This is a genomic window from Psychroserpens sp. (genome assembly GCF_047633235.1).
Taxonomy (GTDB): domain Bacteria; phylum Bacteroidota; class Bacteroidia; order Flavobacteriales; family Flavobacteriaceae; genus Psychroserpens.
Map to the genome: position 1 here is coordinate 125,033 of NZ_JBLIET010000001.1, position 17,649 is coordinate 142,681.

General features: G+C 34.8%; 11 protein-coding genes. 6 read left to right on the forward strand and 5 right to left on the reverse strand.

Features of this window, described 5'->3' with window-relative positions; all coding sequences use genetic code 11:
* Nucleotides 1–100 precede the first annotated feature (100 nt).
* The gene (locus tag ACJAZK_RS00510) at nucleotides 101–3,073 is read left to right on the forward strand and encodes a SusC/RagA family TonB-linked outer membrane protein (protein WP_415222077.1); all 2,973 of its coding nucleotides are present in this window, start codon (nucleotides 101–103) and stop codon (nucleotides 3,071–3,073) included.
* A gap of 17 nt (nucleotides 3,074–3,090) precedes the next feature.
* Complete coding sequence (locus ACJAZK_RS00515; protein WP_415222078.1) at nucleotides 3,091–4,398, forward strand: RagB/SusD family nutrient uptake outer membrane protein; 1,308 nt, start codon at nucleotides 3,091–3,093, stop codon at nucleotides 4,396–4,398.
* 94 nt (nucleotides 4,399–4,492) lie between these two features.
* Here the strand turns inward: ACJAZK_RS00515 and ACJAZK_RS00520 are convergent, their stop codons facing one another.
* Genes ACJAZK_RS00520 through ACJAZK_RS00535 form a run of 4 tightly spaced genes read right to left on the reverse strand, consistent with a single transcriptional unit; the run spans nucleotide 4,493 to nucleotide 11,161 of the window.
* On the reverse strand, nucleotides 4,493–8,032 hold the full coding sequence (locus ACJAZK_RS00520) for an efflux RND transporter permease subunit (protein WP_415222079.1): 3,540 nt from the start codon (nucleotides 8,030–8,032) through the stop codon (nucleotides 4,493–4,495).
* Complete coding sequence (locus ACJAZK_RS00525) at nucleotides 8,004–9,197, reverse strand: efflux RND transporter periplasmic adaptor subunit (RefSeq protein WP_415222080.1); 1,194 nt, start codon at nucleotides 9,195–9,197, stop codon at nucleotides 8,004–8,006. The genes ACJAZK_RS00520 and ACJAZK_RS00525 overlap by 29 nt, the downstream gene beginning before the upstream one ends.
* Before the next feature lie 12 nt (nucleotides 9,198–9,209).
* Nucleotides 9,210–10,556, reverse strand: a complete 1,347-nt coding sequence (locus ACJAZK_RS00530; RefSeq protein ID WP_415222081.1) for a TolC family protein — start codon at nucleotides 10,554–10,556, stop codon at nucleotides 9,210–9,212.
* A gap of 2 nt (nucleotides 10,557–10,558) precedes the next feature.
* Nucleotides 10,559–11,161 carry a TetR/AcrR family transcriptional regulator gene (locus ACJAZK_RS00535; protein WP_415222082.1) on the reverse strand — a complete coding sequence of 201 codons (603 nt, stop codon included), beginning with the start codon at nucleotides 11,159–11,161 and terminating at the stop codon, nucleotides 10,559–10,561.
* Nucleotides 11,162–11,284: 123 nt separating this feature from the next.
* Here ACJAZK_RS00535 and ACJAZK_RS00540 point away from each other — a divergent pair, with 123 nt between their 5' ends.
* Both ACJAZK_RS00540 and ACJAZK_RS00545 read left to right on the forward strand, forming a co-directional pair.
* A complete protein-coding gene (locus ACJAZK_RS00540) occupies nucleotides 11,285–12,259 on the forward strand; it encodes a polyprenyl synthetase family protein (protein WP_415222083.1) in 975 nt (324 codons plus the stop codon).
* Entirely contained in the window at nucleotides 12,259–12,609 is a 351-nt protein-coding gene (locus tag ACJAZK_RS00545) for a hypothetical protein (protein ID WP_415222084.1), read from the forward strand. The genes ACJAZK_RS00540 and ACJAZK_RS00545 overlap by 1 nt, the downstream gene beginning before the upstream one ends.
* Nucleotides 12,610–12,847: 238 nt before the next feature.
* On the opposite strand, the gene ACJAZK_RS00550 is transcribed toward ACJAZK_RS00545, so the two are convergent.
* A complete protein-coding gene (locus tag ACJAZK_RS00550; RefSeq protein ID WP_415222085.1) occupies nucleotides 12,848–13,120 on the reverse strand; it encodes a hypothetical protein in 273 nt (90 codons plus the stop codon).
* 232 nt (nucleotides 13,121–13,352) lie between these two features.
* On the opposite strand from ACJAZK_RS00550, the gene ACJAZK_RS00555 reads away from it, so the two are divergent.
* Nucleotides 13,353–16,112 (forward strand): 2-oxoglutarate dehydrogenase E1 component, encoded by a 2,760-nt coding sequence (locus ACJAZK_RS00555; protein ID WP_415222086.1) that lies wholly within the window; start codon nucleotides 13,353–13,355, stop codon nucleotides 16,110–16,112.
* 85 nt (nucleotides 16,113–16,197) lie between these two features.
* Nucleotides 16,198–17,436 (forward strand): 2-oxoglutarate dehydrogenase complex dihydrolipoyllysine-residue succinyltransferase, encoded by a 1,239-nt coding sequence (gene odhB, locus ACJAZK_RS00560; protein ID WP_415222087.1) that lies wholly within the window; start codon nucleotides 16,198–16,200, stop codon nucleotides 17,434–17,436.
* Nucleotides 17,437–17,649 lie beyond the last annotated feature (213 nt).

Consider the following 17,649-nt stretch of genomic DNA (forward strand, 5'->3'; position numbering starts at 1 on the left):
AGTAAAATTTTTAACAATATGTTAACTTTTTTAACATTTTTTTATGATATTTGAATACATTTAAGACATTTAATTAGGATAATTTAAAACAATCAATATTATGAACTACACTTTATCATTAAAGTTGTTTTTGTTTACATTTATTTTTATTCCGTTACTAACGTTTGGTCAAAACGTTACGGGTAAGATAATGGATGGGGCATCTAATCAACCTTTACCTGGCGCCAATGTTGTTATAAAGGGAACATCCACTGGTGCAAATACAGATTTCGATGGAAATTTCTCTATTAATATTGACAACTTCCCTGCAACACTTGTAATTTCCTCTATTGGGTTTGAAACTGTTGAAGTTGTCTTAACTGAAGCTCGAGAAGTGAATGTGTCATTAAAAGAATCTGCGACAGGCCTAGACGAGGTCGTTATTTCAGGTTTCGCATCTACTGTAAAAAGGACAAACGCAGCAAACAGTGTCGCTAGTGTTAGCGCTGAAGGTTTAGCTGGTACAACACCACCACAAACTCTAGATGGTGCTTTAGCAGGGAAATTCACTGGAGCATTAATTACTTCTAATTCTGGTGCGCCAGGTGGAGGTTTATCTGTTCGATTAAGAGGTATAACGTCAATTAACGGTAATTCTCAACCTTTATATATTATTGATGGGGTTTATATAGACAACAGTAGTATTTCTTCTGGAGGTTTAAATACAGTGTCTGCAGCAGCGGGAGGCGGAAGCCCTTCTTCTCAAGATAATGCAACTAATAGAATAGCAGATATCAATCCAGATGATATAGAAAATATTGAAATCTTAAAAGGCGCATCGGCCTCTGCAATATATGGATCTCGTGGTGCTGCAGGTGTAATTATTATTACAACTAAAAAAGGTAAAAGAGGTAAAACAAGATTGAATTTTTCACAATCTGTAGGGTATAATCAAGTTATTAATTTACAAGGTCAAAGAAATTGGACCGAAGAATTGGCTGAAAGTGAATTTGGAGAAGGAGCTCTTTACGCTGCCGCAGCAGCAAATGGTACTTTACGTGATTATGAAAAAGAAGTATTTGGGGAGAAAGGTTTTATAAGCAATACCAATTTGAGTATGTCTGGAGGATCTGAAAAAACAACATTTTATGCAGGATTGTCTAGGAATCAAGAGGATGGGATTGTTAAAAGAACGGGTTATGATAAAACTTCATTACGGTTAAATGTAGATCATAAATTCACAGATAACGTCAAATTATCATTAACGACTAACTATATTAACTCGTCTGCAGATAGAGGGTTTTTTAATAATGATAATTCGGGAACAACAATTGGAGTTGCGCTAACAGCGACACGTCCTTGGGATTTTTTATTACCTGATGCTAACGGTAATTATCCAGATCATCCAAATAATTCGTCAAATCCATTACAGACGAGAGATTTAATGACAAATAATGAAACCACAAAAAGATTTATAACTGGTGGAGCTTTGGATATTAACTTATATAGGGGTGAAAATTCTGATTTAAAATTTGTGGCGAAGGCTGGTGCTGATCATTATACGCTAACAGGTACTGTGATTTTTCCAAAAGAGTTACAATTTATGCGACCAGATCAAGGTGGACTCAACGGGGTCTCTGCTATTTCTAACACTACAAATACAAATTCTAACTATTCAGCATTTTTAGTTCATAATTATAAAACTCAAAATGATTTAAATTTCACAACTCAAGCTGGTGTGACTAATGAGCAGTTCTCACAAAATGTGGTTAGGGTTATAGCGTCAGATTTAATTGCTTCAGAAACTAACACAGATCAAGCAGCGAATCAAACAATAAATCAATTTAGACTAGAGCAAGAAGATTTCGGATTTTATGTCCAAGAGATGGTTAACTATCAGGATAAATTAATTGGTACTGTTGGAATTAGAGGTGATAAGTCAACAAACAATGGGGATATTAATGAGGTGTTTTATTATCCAAAGGCTTCACTTGCCGCTAACCTTCATAACTTTGGCTTTTGGGGAGATAATAGCACAATAAACAGATTTAAACCACGTATAGCTTATGGTGAAGCTGGTACTTTTGCCGCATTTGGTTCTCTTTATACTATTTATGGAAGCTCTTCTATTGATGGAAATGTAGGTATTTCAGTTCCTGTGATAAGAGGAAATGCAGATATAACGCCTGAAAGACAAGGAGAATTAGAGATGGGTATTGATGCTGGTTTTTTAAACGATAGGGTATCTCTCGAGCTAACCTACTATAAGAAAACAGTTGAAAATTTATTACTGCAAGCCAATATAGAGCCCTCTGCTGGTTTTGGTAGAGAATGGGTTAATGCTGGTACTTTAGAAAACAGAGGTGTTGAAATTGGAATTAATGTTTCAGCATTTGAATCTGAAGACTTCCAATGGGATTCAGGAATTAGTTGGTTTAAAAACACGTCTGAAATGACGGAATTAAATGTTCCTACTTTCAATCTTGGTGGTTTTGGAAATAGTTTAGGACAGTTTCAAATTGAAGAAGGTAAAAGTGTTACACAAATTGTTGGTACAACTGGACCAGGAACACCTGTTTCTGTTTTGGGTGATGCAGAGCCTGATTTTCAAATGATGTTTACTAATAAGTTTGTTTACAAAAACTTTGCTCTTTCCTTCCTATGGCATTGGAAAAAGGGAGGTGATAATATTAACCTAACAAAATTATTATCTGATTTTGGAGGTACAAGTGCAGATTTTGACGGGTTTGATGTTGATCCAGAAGGATTAATTAGAAACGGAGATTATAGAATTAATAATGGTTTATTTGCTGGTAATGCAAGACCCTTTGTTGAAGATGCATCTTATTTACGATTACGTGAAATAGGGTTGTATTATAATATTCCAAGTACAAGTTTAGATCAATGGTTTAAAGGGGCCGTGTCAAATGTGAAAGTTGGATTTTCTGGAAATAACTTAATAAATATTTTTGATTATAACAGTTATGATCCTGAAGTATCTAACTTTGGAGGTTCTGGTTTATCTACTGGCGTAGAAGTAACACCTTTTCCATCTTCTAAAAGATATATGTTCCATTTATCAGCTCAATTTTAAAATAAAAAACTAGAAAAATGAAAATATTAAGAAAATTTTATATTATAATTTTAACCATTAGTATCACGGTATTTACGTCTTGTGAGCTTGAAGGTGGTGAAAGTTTGAATGGTGCAAGTACAACCTCTATATCAGACGATTTGTCTAGAGGCGAATTACCACAAGCTATATCTGGTGTGCTTTCAGATATGAGAGGTAGATTAAATACACAAATTGATGTACTCAGTATTTTTGGCAGAGAGTATTACTACTTTACAAGTTCAGATCCCAGATTTGAAGGCGATGTAGTGACGGGAAATCTAGATAACAATACGTTTTATACCACTGGGCCTTGGGGTTCTAGGTATGCAGCGGTTAAGGATATTAATTTAACGTTGATAGGTTTAGAAAACACGACTTCTGATTTTTCTGTGGAAGAAATATCAGCTACAAGAGGTGTTTTAAATACGCTTAAAGCACATGAATTATTAGTGGTAGCAAATAATCAATTTGCTAATGGTATTAGAACAGATGTTGCTGATCCAGACAATTTAGGTCCTTTTGTTACGTATACAGAGGCTTTAAATACGATTAATGATTTATTAGTTTCTGCAGCAATAGATCTAGCTGCTGGTGGAAGTAGCTTTCCGTTTGCATTATCTTCTGGTTATGCTGGTTTTGATAGTCCAGATGGATTTTTACAGTTTAATAAAGGTTTGAATGCTAGAGTTGAAGCTTATAGAGGGAATTATGCTAATGTATTAACGTTACTTAATGGTTCTTTTTTAGACTTAAGCGGAGATATGAATACAGGTGTTTATCACACATTTTCTCTGTCTGGTGCAGATTTGGCTAATCCACTTTTTATAGCTTTAAATCAAGAGGCTAATGTTAGAGTTTCACATTCAAGCTTTGTGGAAGACGCGCTTACTGATGATACAAGAGTAAACAAAGTTGTTCTGAGAGATAGTCCAAGGGAAGCATCAGGTCTAGTAGGAACTTATGATGTTTGGATTTATCAATCTAATGTTGATAACATTCCTATAATGAGAAATGAAGAATTAATTTTATTATATGCCGAGGCCAATATTGTTATTAATCCAGGAGAAGCAGAAGCGGGTATAAATGTCGTAAGGAATATCGCAGGTTTAGGCGATTATGACGGACTTACAACTTCAGATGCCCTAGAAGATGAAATTCTTTTTCAAAGGCGTTATTCACTGTTTGGTGAAGGTCATAGATGGATTGATGTAAGAAGATTTGATAGAATTAGTGAGCTGCCTAATGATAGGGCAGGTGATACTGTTCCTGAGTCTGTTCCAGTTCCTGCAAATGAAAACCAATAAAACATAGGAGTACATATAAATGTAAAAAAGCCTCGATTTATATCGAGGCTTTTTTTTGCTATCAATCAAACCCTTAAAGAGGTCGTTCTTCATTTTAAGAATCCATAAAAGGTTTTGTTTGTATTTGATGTTCTGTAACAACCGCTTCTTTATTAAATTTTGTTCGCACCCACATTTTTAGTTTCATGGATAAAAAGAATAAAATAGGAACCACAATCAAGGTTAAGAAGGTCGCTATAAATAATCCGTAGATTACTGTCCAAGCTAGAGGCCCCCAAAATATTACATTATCTCCACCCATATAAACATTGGCATCAAAATCTGCAAATAGTGTAAAGAAATTAATGTTAAGTCCAATAGCTAAAGGAATTAATCCTAAAATAGTGGTAATCGCAGTTAATAAAACAGGACGTAAACGTGCTTTTCCAGCTTTGACGATGCTTTCAAAAAGATCTTCATTACTTAGATAATCCACTTTTTCTAAATTTAAATCATTCTTTTTTCTATCAATTAGTAGTTGTGCATAATCTAAAAGAACCACTCCATTATTAACGACAATACCTGCGAGGGAAATAATCCCAACCATGGTCATCATAATAACAAACGCACTTCCAGAAATAACGATGCCTCCAAAGACACCAATAAAACTTAAAAAAATAGCAATCATGATAATGGTTGGTTTCGAAACCGAATTAAACTGAAATATTAAAATAAAGAAAATCAATCCTAAACCTGTAAAAAAGGCACCTATTAAAAAGGCCATTTGTTTGTTTTGCTCTTCAATTTGTCCCGTATAATCGATATGAATATCCTCAGGTAATCCTTCGTAACTTTTCATTTCATTTTGAACTTGAGTCACAATTGCGCCAGCATCGGTAAAACCAGGAGCTAAAGCAGAATATACGGTTACGACACGCTTGGTTTCTTTATGTTTAATTGCACTAAAACCAGAGTTATTTTTTTGCTTAGCAACCGTAGACAAAGGGACTTCCTTAATTTGTCCTGTATTATCACGAAACGTAATGTTTTGATTAAATAAGGCGCTGGTATTGTATCTATTCGCTTCATTAAAACGCACATAAATATCATAATCATCACCATCTTCTTTGTAAATACCCGCTTTAGATCCAAAGATAGAATTACGTAATTGCTGTCCAACTTGAGAGGCTGTAATACCTAGCTCTCCAGCTTTTTCCCGATCAACTTCAACTTGCATTGTTGGCTTGCCTTTATTGACATCTATCTTAAGTTCGGCAATACCAGCAATATTTTTAGAATTGATAAATTCACGCATTTTCTCTGCAGTAGCTATCAACGCATTGTAATCTTTTCCTTCAATTTCAATATTAATTGGCGATCCCGCAGGTGGACCTTTAACATCTTTTTCTACGGAAATAAGCACACCTGGGTAAATGCCTACCATGGCTTCTTGAACTTTTTGTCTCAAAGCTTCACTATCTTCGCCACGTCTGTACTTATATTCACGCATAGACGCTGTGATTTTTGATTTGTGAGGCATTTCGGCAGCAGAACCACCATCGGTTTGCGGGTTTCCAGCACCCTCACCAACTTGTGATACAGCACTTTCTACTAAGAAATTTCTATCACCATCCATATATTGTTCTTGGTTGATGATGTCGTATACACGCTTTTCAATTTTTTTAGTAATAGCGTTTGTTTTTTCGATGGCAGTCCCTTCAGGATATTCTATGTAAACAATGATCTGGTTAGGATTATTATCTGGGAAGAACTCAACTTTTGTTCGTTTCGTATCTAGAGAAATTCCGAAGGCAATAAAAGAAGCTATCAGTAATAAAAACGTACCAATGCTCAATATGTAGGGACGGTTTTTAGAAAGAGCTTTTCTCAATTGACGTTCATACCAATTTTCTAATTTTACTAAGGTGCTGTTTTGAAAATTATTTGCCCATTTTCTAATAAAGAAGCGATAAGCCCAAAGCATAATCGCAGTGAAAATCATAACGGTTCCTAATCCGCGATATGCTCTTCCAAAAATTAGAATAAGCACACCTATGGAAGCTACAATAATAGTGGTTTTAATGATTTGCTTTAAAGGCATATCTTTATCCTCAATGGTCATAAATCGAGAAACTAAAACCGAATTAAAAAAGATAGCAACTACCAACGAAGACCCTAAGACAATGGATAAAGTGATTGGTAAAATCTTCATAAATTCTCCCATTATCCCTGGCCAAAGTCCTAAAGGCATAAAGGCAGCAACCGTTGTTGCTGTAGATATAATAATAGGGAATGCAATTTCTCCAATACCTTTTTTGGCGGCTTCAATCCTGCTCAAACCTTCATCTTCCATTAATCGGTAAACGTTTTCAACAACTACAATACCGTTATCTACAAGCATTCCTAGTCCCATAATTAAACCAAAAAGGACCATAGTATTTAGACTGTAACCAAGGAGGTTTAAAATCATGAGAGACATAAACATTGACATTGGTATAGCAAAACCAACAAATAGTGCGTTTTTAAATCCTAAAAAGAACATCAAAACAGTGACAACCAAGATGACACCAAAGATGATGTTGTTGACCAAATCGTCAACTTGACCAATGGTTTTTTCAGATTGGTCATTAGTGATCGTAACCTCTAGGTCTGCTGGAAATTCATTGGCAATTGCCTTTTCAACAATGATTTGAATTTGCTCAGCAGCATCTACCATATTTTTACCTGCACGTTTTTTAACATCAAGCATCACCACGGGTTTACCAGACTTTCTTGCAAAAGTGGTATGATCTTCTTCTTTAAATGATACGCTTGCAATATCTTTTAGGTAGATGGCATTACCGTTTTCAGCTTTTACGACGAAATTTTCTAATTCTTGAGGATTTTCTATTTCTCCTAATATCCTAATGGTACGTCGTTGTCCGCTAGTTTTTAAATTACCAGCAGACATCGTTACATTGCCGCCATTTATTGCGCCAATAATATCATTGAATGTGACTTTTGAAGACATCATTTTATAGATATCTACAGCAACTTCAACTTCTTTTTCTTGGGCGCCTCTAATGTCTGCTTTCTTTATTTCCTGTAGATCTTCAATTTCATCTTGCAGGTATTCTGCATATTCTTTTAATTTACCAACAGGATAATCTCCAGAGATATTAATATTTAATATCGGAATTTCTTCGGAAAGGCTCAGTTCAAAAACATTGGGTTCTACTTTGGCGCCATTAAACGTCGGCCAATCTTCACTTGCCGTTTCACTGTCAACCTCGTCCTTTACTTTTTGTTTGGCTTGCTCAACTGTAATATTCTCATCAAATTCTACAATAATCATAGAGTAATCTTCTTGGGATGTTGAGCTGATCTCAACTTTATTACTCACGATATTGAGTTTATCTTCAAGAGGGTCTGTGACTAGTTTTTCAATGTCTTCTGCAGTGTTTCCAGGATAAATTGTACTTACGTAAATTTTGGTTTCGTTCACCTCAGGGAAATCTTCTCTCGGCATTTCAAAAAAGGCAGAAATACCCAAATAGAAAAATACAGCAATCAAAACATACATAGTTGTTTTGTTGTCAATGGCCCACGATGATAAGCCAAACTCTTTGTCTATGTTTTTTTTCTTTTTACTTTTCATTAACTTTGGTGTCTTCATAATTAATTACCTCAACAGATTGGTCGTCTCTCACACTTCGAGCACCTTCCTTGATGATTTCTGCACCATCCTTCAATCCTTTGAGAACTTCAATAATATCGCCTTGTGTTCTGCCTGTTTCTATAATCATGCGTTTTGCTGTACCAATACCATTGGAGTTTTTATCTATTATAATATAAACATATTGTTCGCCTTCTGCATTTTCTGAAATAACACTCTGTGGAATTAGAAGCGCATTTTCATTGGTATAATCGTTTATTTTTAGTCGTGCAGTTAAATTTGGTTTAATAGTTTTATCCTTGTTGGGTACCTCAATTTCCGCTTTAAATGTGCGATTGGCAGGATTTATAAAGTCACTGGTTTGACGTACTTTAGCATTAATCGTTTTTCCTAATACAGGAAGATCAACGAATACACTTTTACCCTTAACAACGTTAGAAACATAACGCTCTGGCACTTCGGTCTCAATGTACATGTCATCTAGATTTACAATACGCATTAGTTGAGTTTGACCAGCAGCAACAACACTTCCCTGTTCTGTAATTACATCGTCAATAGTGCCGGTAAAAGGCGCTCTAACAATTGTTTTAGAAATTTGCTGGTTCATTTGATTGACCGCTTCCTTTTGTGATTCATAAGTTGATTGCGCTTGTAAAAATTGAATTTCACTACCAATCTTTTGATCCCATAGTCTTCTTTGACGTTCAAATGTTGTTTTGGCTAATTCTGCTTGAATTTTAAATTGTGCTAACTGTTGACTCAATCCGCCACCATCAATTTTAGCTAAAATTTGGCCTTTAGTTACATTTTGGCCATCCTTGACGTATACATTGGTTAAAATTCCGTTATATTCTGGAGTGATCGTCAATAAGTTTTTTGTAGTGACATTCCCTTGGAGTTCTAAAACATGTTTAAAGACTGTAGGATTGACCTTAAATGTTGTGATTAACGGGATATTTTTTGTGGTATCTAGAGTTTTTATTTTTTTATCTAAAAGTTTGATTTGATCACTAAGTGTTTGTTGTGAGTTCACAAGTTCACCACGCTTTTTTCTAATAGTTTCAATATTTTCGCTTTTTAAAGCTTTTTCCACTGAGTTTTTTTTATTTCCGGAACAGGAAACAAGAAGAAGTGCTATTAATAGGATGTGATAGATATATTTCATGTACTCTTATTTTTAATTGTTGATTGGTGTGTTTAGGACGGTTTCAAGTTCTGCTTTAGAATTCACCACATCAAGCATGGCTTGCAATAACTCCTGTTGTGCAGTATATAATTGAGTTTGTGCCTGTCTCAGTTCAAAACTAGAACCTATTCCTTCAAAAAATTTAGTTTGATTTTTGTTTTCAATACGCTCTGCAAGTGCTAAGTTTTCTTTCTTATTTTCATAATCTTCAATGGCGAATTGATAATTGCTTTTTGCCGAAGCAATTTGAAGTTTAATTCTTTGTTCAGTCTCTATTAAATTTATTTTTGATTTCTCAAAGTTTATTTTAGCGCGCTGCGTAGCGGCACTTCTCATTCCAGAACTAAAAATCGGAATATTTAAATTGATTCCAATTAGTGAAGATCCAAACCAATCTTGACTACTGTTTGTAAACGTAAATTGGTCACTAAAGGCCGAATAACCTCCATTAATAAAGGCCTCTAAAGTTGGTAATGCCTTACTTTTTTCAAGTTTCATCATTAAGCCTTTAGCCTCGGTATCATTTTCTGCAATTTGATAATCGACATTGTTTTGAGGATTCCCTTCTATATCTAAGAGACTGAGGGACATATTATTTTGTGCTAATGTTTCTAGAGTATCAGTTAGTAGCAATGGATTATAAACATCTAAGCCTAAAGTGATATTTAGCATCTGATAAGCCAACGTTTTTAACCTGCTTGTATTATTAAGCATACTTTGTACGCTAGATAAGGTGATTTGGAGTTGCTCAACACTTTCTTCCTCACCTAAACCATTTTCATAAATTTTGGTAGTTTCGTAAAGGTTTTTTTCTAATACAGCTATGTTTCTTTCTAGTATGATGACACTTTCTTCTGCTAGAAGCACATTTCCGTAGGCATCAATAACGGCTTTCCGGACTTCTAGATCGGTTTTAGTTTTTGCGTTTTTAGAAATCTCTAAAAATACTTTTGCAGATTGGAGACCAACTAAATAAGAACCATCAAATATTTTTTGATTTAATATAGCAAAGGCATTGATACTTTGTTGAGTTCCAAAAACGACCTCTGCGAAATCTCCAGGATTACCTCCAAAAAATTCGGCAGGTATCACTTGAACTTGTTGCTTTAAAAAATTTTGGTAATCAATTTTAGCGCTAATTTGTGGTAAGCCAGAAGCCGTGGCTTCCCACTTTTGTTGTTTTGCAGCCTCTATATCACGTGTTGCATTTTGTGCCTGTCTATTATTCTCTAGAGCATAATCTATAGCTTCTTGCAAACTAAAACTCGATGTTTGCTGTTCTTGAGTAAAGCTAAAACTAAAACTTAAGAGTAATAGTATTAATGAAATATGTCGCATTTTTAAGATTGATTTTTAATAAAATTATTTAGTATGGTCATTCCTTGGTCAGATACGATAGCGCGCAAATGATATTCTAAGTAACTTTCCATCAAGTATTCCATTTTATAGTTTTCTGGAGGAAAAAACATATTGTCTTTAATCCCAGTCATACCTGTAAAGTACATACGCGAAATAAAATCAACATCAATGGTGTTTCTGAAAACATCAGTTGATATTCCATGTTCTAAACTTTCTTGAACAGATTGGTGCATTTTTTCAAACTGTTTAAATTGCAATACACCATATATTTGAGGATAATATTTCTTTAATTGATAATGAGGTGAAGACGTTTCATTTTTTAGGTGATGCATCACAAACATTTTTATGGAATACAGTTCTTCAATAGGATTCGCTGCCTTTTCGCAAATGTCATCAATACCAGAGCAGATTGTATCAAAAAGGTTAAACGTTACCGCTTCTACTAATTTTGTCTTATTAGGAAAATGAACATATATTGTTTTTTTAGAGATAGCCATTTCACTAGCAATGTCATCCATGGTGACGCTTTTAAACCCAAGGCTTAAAAATAATTCTGCCGATTTATCTATAATTTTTTTTCTCATAATGAAGTGCAAAAGTACAACAGGAAACTTTAAAAACAAAAATAGTTTCCAAAGTTTTAATGATTTTTTAACATTGCGTTAAAGTGTTGCGGTAGGTTTATTCATTTACATTATTTTTGTACAATGCAACACATTTCATCATATCGAAAGGCATTTGTAGATTATTTGAATGCCTACATAGAACTTAAAGAACCCCTAAATCTTTATGAACCTATTAATTATATTTTACAACTTGGTGGTAAGCGCTTACGACCTGTCTTAACTCTTATGACTGCAGAGATTTTTGCTTGTGATTATAAAAAAGCTTTAGATGCTGCACTTAGTGTTGAGGTGTTTCATAATTTTTCATTGGTTCACGATGATATTATGGACGATGCACCTCTGCGACGAGGTCAAATAACAGTTCATGAAAAATGGGATATTAATACTGGGATTTTATCTGGTGACGCAATGCTCATTATGGCCTATCAATTATTTGAAAATTATGAGCCTAAACAGTTTTTGGACTTAGCTAAGTTATTTAGCAAAACAGCTTTAGAGGTTTGTGAAGGGCAACAATATGATGTTGATTTTGAGACTCGTGACGATGTGACGATTCCAGAGTATTTAAAAATGATAGAATATAAAACGGCAGTTTTAGTTGGAGCTGCTATGAAAATGGGAGCGATCGTAGCCAACGCGTCGCAAGATTGTCAAGATTCTATTTATAACTTCGGAAAGTATTTAGGAATTGCTTTTCAACTTCAAGATGATTATTTAGATGCTTTCGGGGACCCACAGACTTTTGGCAAACAAGTAGGGGGTGATATTATTGAGAACAAAAAGACCTATTTGTATTTAAAAGCTTTAGAGTTTTCTAACGATGAAGATAAATTGCAGCTCGAACGTTTATATAGTGTCAACCCTAATGATCCTAGTGATAAAATTGATACCGTGAAACAGCTATTTGTAGCTAGCGGTTCGGCGGAAGCCACAAAAAAAGAAATTGAAAATTACACTAAAAAAGCCTTTTCGGTCTTGGACTCACTTAAAATTTCAGAAGAAAACAAAAACGAACTGAAAACTTTTGGGAATGATTTAATGAATAGAAACACGTAATGCAAGTACCCGCAAATTTTGAAGAACTCATCTCGAAAACCGAAGAATTAGAGCTCTATTCAAAGTTGATAATTCAGATTAATAAAGACTTCTTATTGGCCAATATTGATCTCGATTTTGATGAGGCTATTTTGCCGTCAAGTTTAAAATACTTACTTCACGAAGTTGTTTTTAAATTGATACAAGAGAAATTTGCGGAGTACTTAAACCTACTTTATATCGTGGATGTTTCCGAAGAAAAAATCAGAACATTAGATATTTGCGACACATTGAAGTTGTCTGAGCAGGTTACTTTTTTGATTTTACAACGCGAGTGGCAAAAGGTTTGGTATAAGAATCAATATTCATAAGAAGATACAAATAGACGCTTCTCTATTGGCGTGAAACTAGTTCCAAAACCTGAAGCTAATGGGGTTTTAAACGGTGTTGTTTAGCTTGTCTAAATTAGAAAAAAACGGTTATAAAAGGGGAAATCGGATTTGCATAAACACTTTTGTTTTCATTGTATAAGACATCATACCGTAAGCTAAAAATAATATTGTTTGTTCTATATACTAATCCAACAAAAAGTGCTGGTACCCAATAGCTTTAATCTTGAAATGCACGATCACTAAATTTTTGATTTACGTTTGAATATTCAAATTCAACTGCCGCCTGAAGTTCATATATAGGGTTAAAGATACTTATTACGCTTGCTCCTAAAATTGTGGAGCTATATGATTTTTTTAGTCTGTTATACGTTCCGTTCACTCTCATTCTAAACCCAAAATCTTCATTAAATTGGTATATTGCATCAGGGGTGAGTGTGCCACTAAACAAGCCATCACTCAAACTCAAGCCAATAGCTGCATTAAATCTCACATGTTTCCAAAACTCATTTCCAGAAGCTTCGTCTTGTGAAAATGATTGAAAGGGGCTTAGGGCACATAGACTTATTAAAAGCAGGTATTTAAACTTTAAATGCTTTCAAATTTTTATAATTCTAAATTTGAGTTAAAAATGGCCCATAAATATACCAAAAACACATCTATTTTTAGTAAATGTTGTATTTTTGAATAAACTTTGTTGAAGCGAAAACGACAGCACCCATTTTATGGATAAATATTCTTTTTTAAACGCAGCACATACAGCATATTTTGCTGATTTATACGACCAATACTTAAAAAATCCCGATTCTGTTGAACCAAGTTGGAGAGCCTTTTTTCAAGGTTACGACTTTGGTAGCGAAAGCTATGGCATGGATGGAGATACTGTAGAAAGTGTTTCTGTACACAATAAGACGGAGTATGTACAAAAGGAATTTCAAGTTGTTAAATTAATTGACGGCTACAGAAATCGCGGTCATTTGTTTACCAAAACTAATCCAGTTAGAGATCGCAGAAAATATGAACCAACTCTTGATTTGGTTAATTTTGGTCTGTCAGAATCGGATTTAGATGAGACTTTCAGCGCTGGTGAAATTCTAGGGATTGGTAAACAATCACTCAGAGAAATCATTAGACATTTAAATAGTATTTACTGTGATTCTATTGGTGTCGAATATATGTATATTAGAAAGCCTGAAGAAATTCAGTGGATTCAAAATAAGCTTAATGTCAACGATTTTCAGCCTAATTTCTCTTCAGAAGAAAAAAAACATATTCTAAAAAAATTAAATGAAGCAGTCTCTTTTGAGAGCTTTCTTCATACTAAATACGTAGGTCAAAAACGGTTCTCTTTAGAAGGTAACGAGTCGTTGATTCCTGCTCTGGACTCTTTAATTGAAAATGCGGCACAGCATGGTGTTAAAGAATTTGTCATGGGAATGGCGCATCGTGGACGTTTGAGTACATTAACAAATATATTCGGAAAAAGTGCTAAAGACATATTTAGTGAGTTTGATGGAAAAGATTACGAGCAAGAAGTTTTTGATGGAGATGTAAAATATCACTTAGGTTGGACAAGTAATCGCAACACTGAAGGTGGACATAAAATTAATTTAAGTATTGCTCCAAATCCATCACACTTAGAGACCGTAGGCGCTGTAGTTGAAGGAATTGTAAGAGCAAAGCAGGATGATAAATATCCAGAAAATCCTTCACAAGTATTACCAATAATAGTTCATGGTGATGCTGCAATTGCAGGTCAGGGAATTGTTTATGAAGTTGTGCAAATGGCACAATTGGATGGATACAAAACAAATGGTACTATTCATATTGTTGTGAATAATCAAATTGGTTTTACCACAAATTATTTAGACGCTAGATCGAGTACGTACTGTACAGATGTTGGTAAAGTAACATTGTCACCAGTACTTCATGTTAATGCAGATGATGCAGAAGCTGTGGTACATGCGATGTTGTTTGCATTGCATTTTAGAATGAAATTTAAGCGCGATGTATTTATTGATTTGTTAGGGTATAGGAAATATGGCCATAATGAAGGCGATGAGCCTCGCTTTACACAACCAAAATTATATAAAGCTATTGCTAAGCATAATAACCCTAGAGATATTTATGCTGAAAAGTTAATATCAGAGGGGATTATTGATGGTAATTATGTCTCTCAATTAGAAAAACAATACAAAGATAAACTCGAAGAAAATCTTGAGGATTCTCGCAAAACAGATAAAACGGTTATCACACCATTTATGGAAGATGAATGGGTAGAGTATCACAATGTGATTGAAGATAAAATGCTTCAAACTATTGATACAACCTATTCAAAGGAGGGATTAGCTAGGATCACAAAAGTGATTTCAAATTTACCAAAGGATAAAAAATTCATTCGTAAAATTGAACGTTTAGTGCAGTCGCGTCAAAACATGTTTGATGAAGACAAATTGGATTGGGCAATGGCAGAGCATCTTGCTTACGGTACATTGTTAGAGGAAGGTTATGATGTTAGGTTTTCTGGTCAGGATGTGGAGCGTGGAACATTTTCACATAGACATGCCGTAGTAAAAGTTGAAGATAGTGAAGAAGAGATTTTGTTACTTAATGAATTAAGTGATCAACAAGGGAAATTCTTTATTTATAATTCTTTACTTTCAGAATACGGTGTTGTTGGTTTTGATTATGGTTATGCTATGGCAAGTCCAAAGACGTTAGTGATTTGGGAGGCACAATTTGGAGATTTCAGTAATGGAGCTCAGGTCATGTTAGACCAATATATTTCGGCAGCAGAAGATAAATGGAAACTTCAAAACGGATTGGTAATGTTATTACCTCATGGTTATGAGGGTCAAGGTGCAGAGCACTCATCTGGTAGAATGGAGCGTTACTTACAACTATGTGCAAAAGATAATATGTTTGTGATGGATTGTACAACACCTGCCAATATGTATCATTTGCTACGTAAGCAGATGAAGGCACAATTTAGAAAGCCATTAATCGTCTTTACTCCTAAAAGTTTATTACGCCATCCACTAGTCGTGTCATCTGTAGATGAATTTGCTAACGGAAGCTTCCAAATGGTCATTGATGACAGTACAGTAAAAGTAGATAAGGTTAAAACTTTGGTATTTGTTACTGGTAAATTTTATTATGACTTATTAGAACAACGCCAACAACTAGAAAGAGATAATGTTGCTTTGGTGAGAGTAGAACAATTATTCCCTGTACCAGAAAAGCAAATAAAAGAAGCTATTGCTAAATATAAAAACGCAGATGATCATGTTTGGGCTCAAGAAGAACCACGGAATATGGGGGCTTATAGTCACATGCTAATGAATTTAGATGCAGCTAAAACGTTTAGAGCAGCAACACGAAGACCTTATGGAGCACCTGCAGCAGGAAGCAGTGTTCGCTTTAAAAAACGTCATCAAGAAGTTATTGATTATGTATTTGATAAATCAAAAAATAACCAACGATAAATAAAAGAAGATTACCTTCCTTTAAAGGAAGATTTTATAAGAAATATAAACGGATACAAACGCTTAAAAATAAAATTTCAGAACGATGATTTTAGAAATGAAAGTTCCTTCACCAGGAGAATCAATCACAGAAGTAGAAATTGCAGAATGGTTAGTTGCCGATGGTGATTATGTTGAAAAAGATCAGGCCATTGCAGAAGTTGATAGTGATAAAGCTACATTAGAGTTGCCTGCAGAAGCAAGCGGAACAATCACACTCAAAGCCGAAGAAGGCGATGCTGTTGCCGTTGGAGCTGTAATATGTTTGATTGACACTAGCGCAGAAAAACCAGGAAGTGGAACTGCTAAGCCAGCTAAAGAAGAGAAAATTTCGACAGACTCGGCTAAAAAAGAAGAGGCTCCAAAAAAGGACGTATCACAACCTGCTGCAATTGAAACTAAAACGTATGCTGCAGGAGCAGCTAGTCCCGCAGCTAAGAAAATTCTAGATGAAAAAGGAATGGATGCAGCATCTGTTTCTGGAACAGGAAAAGATGGTCGTATTACTAAAGATGATGCTGTAAATGCAAAACCTTCTATGGGAACTCCAACTGGCGCAAACCGCGGAAGTTCACACAGTAAAATGTCAATGTTACGTCGTAAGGTTGCAGAGCGTTTAGTAGAAGCTAAAAATACGACGGCAATGTTAACGACATTCAACGAGGTTGATATGTCTCCAATTTTTGAACTGCGCAAACAGTATAAGGAAGACTTCAAAGCGAAGCATGGTGTGAGCCTTGGCTTTATGAGTTTCTTTACTTTGGCAGTTGTGAGAGCGCTAAAGATGTATCCAGCTGTGAACTCAATGATTGATGGCAAAGAAATGTTAACTTACGATTTTGTGGATATTTCCATAGCCGTCTCAGGTCCTAAAGGATTAATGGTACCAGTAATGAGAAACGTAGAAAACTTGAGCTTTAGAGGAGTAGAGTCTGAGGTAAAACGTTTAGCGATTCGTGCTCGTGACGGACAAATAACCGTTGATGAAATGACAGGTGGAACATTCACGATTTCAAACGGAGGTGTGTTTGGAAGTATGTTATCAACACCAATTATCAATCCTCCTCAAAGTGGGATTTTAGGAATGCACAATATTGTTGAGCGTCCCGTAGCTATTAATGGTCATGTAGAAATTAGACCAATTATGTACGTTGCTTTATCTTATGATCATAGAATCATTGATGGTAAAGAATCTGTAGGTTTCTTAGTTGCTGTTAAGGAAGCTTTAGAAAATCCAGCAGAATTATTAATGGACAACGATGTGAAGAGAGCATTAGAAATGTAATTATTTCTTTTTTTCTTCGGAAATATTAAAACGAGCGCAATTCATTTTTTGGATTGCGCTTTTTGTTTGGATTCACTTGTCGTTAGCGCTCGACTCTAAGGAGTGCTTGATTGATAACGTTTATGTATCATAACAGTTGCGGGTTTGCTTGCGAAAATTTTTTGGATGAAAATTAGTTGAAAAAAACACATAATGGGCTTTTTTTGAGGACTA

Excerpts from the sequence above, each read along its gene's own strand:
- ACJAZK_RS00510 (WP_415222077.1), top strand. The coding sequence starts at position 101 with ATGAACTACACTTTATCATTAAAGTTGTTTTTGTTTACATTTATTTTT.
- ACJAZK_RS00515 (WP_415222078.1), top strand. The coding sequence starts at position 3,091 with ATGAAAATATTAAGAAAATTTTATATTATAATTTTAACCATTAGTATC.
- ACJAZK_RS00520 (WP_415222079.1), bottom strand. The coding sequence starts at position 8,032 with ATGAAGACACCAAAGTTAATGAAAAGTAAAAAGAAAAAAAACATAGAC.
- ACJAZK_RS00525 (WP_415222080.1), bottom strand. The coding sequence starts at position 9,197 with ATGAAATATATCTATCACATCCTATTAATAGCACTTCTTCTTGTTTCC.
- ACJAZK_RS00530 (WP_415222081.1), bottom strand. The coding sequence starts at position 10,556 with ATGCGACATATTTCATTAATACTATTACTCTTAAGTTTTAGTTTTAGC.
- ACJAZK_RS00535 (WP_415222082.1), bottom strand. The coding sequence starts at position 11,161 with ATGAGAAAAAAAATTATAGATAAATCGGCAGAATTATTTTTAAGCCTT.
- ACJAZK_RS00540 (WP_415222083.1), top strand. The coding sequence starts at position 11,285 with ATGCAACACATTTCATCATATCGAAAGGCATTTGTAGATTATTTGAAT.
- ACJAZK_RS00545 (WP_415222084.1), top strand. The coding sequence starts at position 12,259 with ATGCAAGTACCCGCAAATTTTGAAGAACTCATCTCGAAAACCGAAGAA.
- ACJAZK_RS00555 (WP_415222086.1), top strand. The coding sequence starts at position 13,353 with ATGGATAAATATTCTTTTTTAAACGCAGCACATACAGCATATTTTGCT.
- odhB (WP_415222087.1), top strand. The coding sequence starts at position 16,198 with ATGATTTTAGAAATGAAAGTTCCTTCACCAGGAGAATCAATCACAGAA.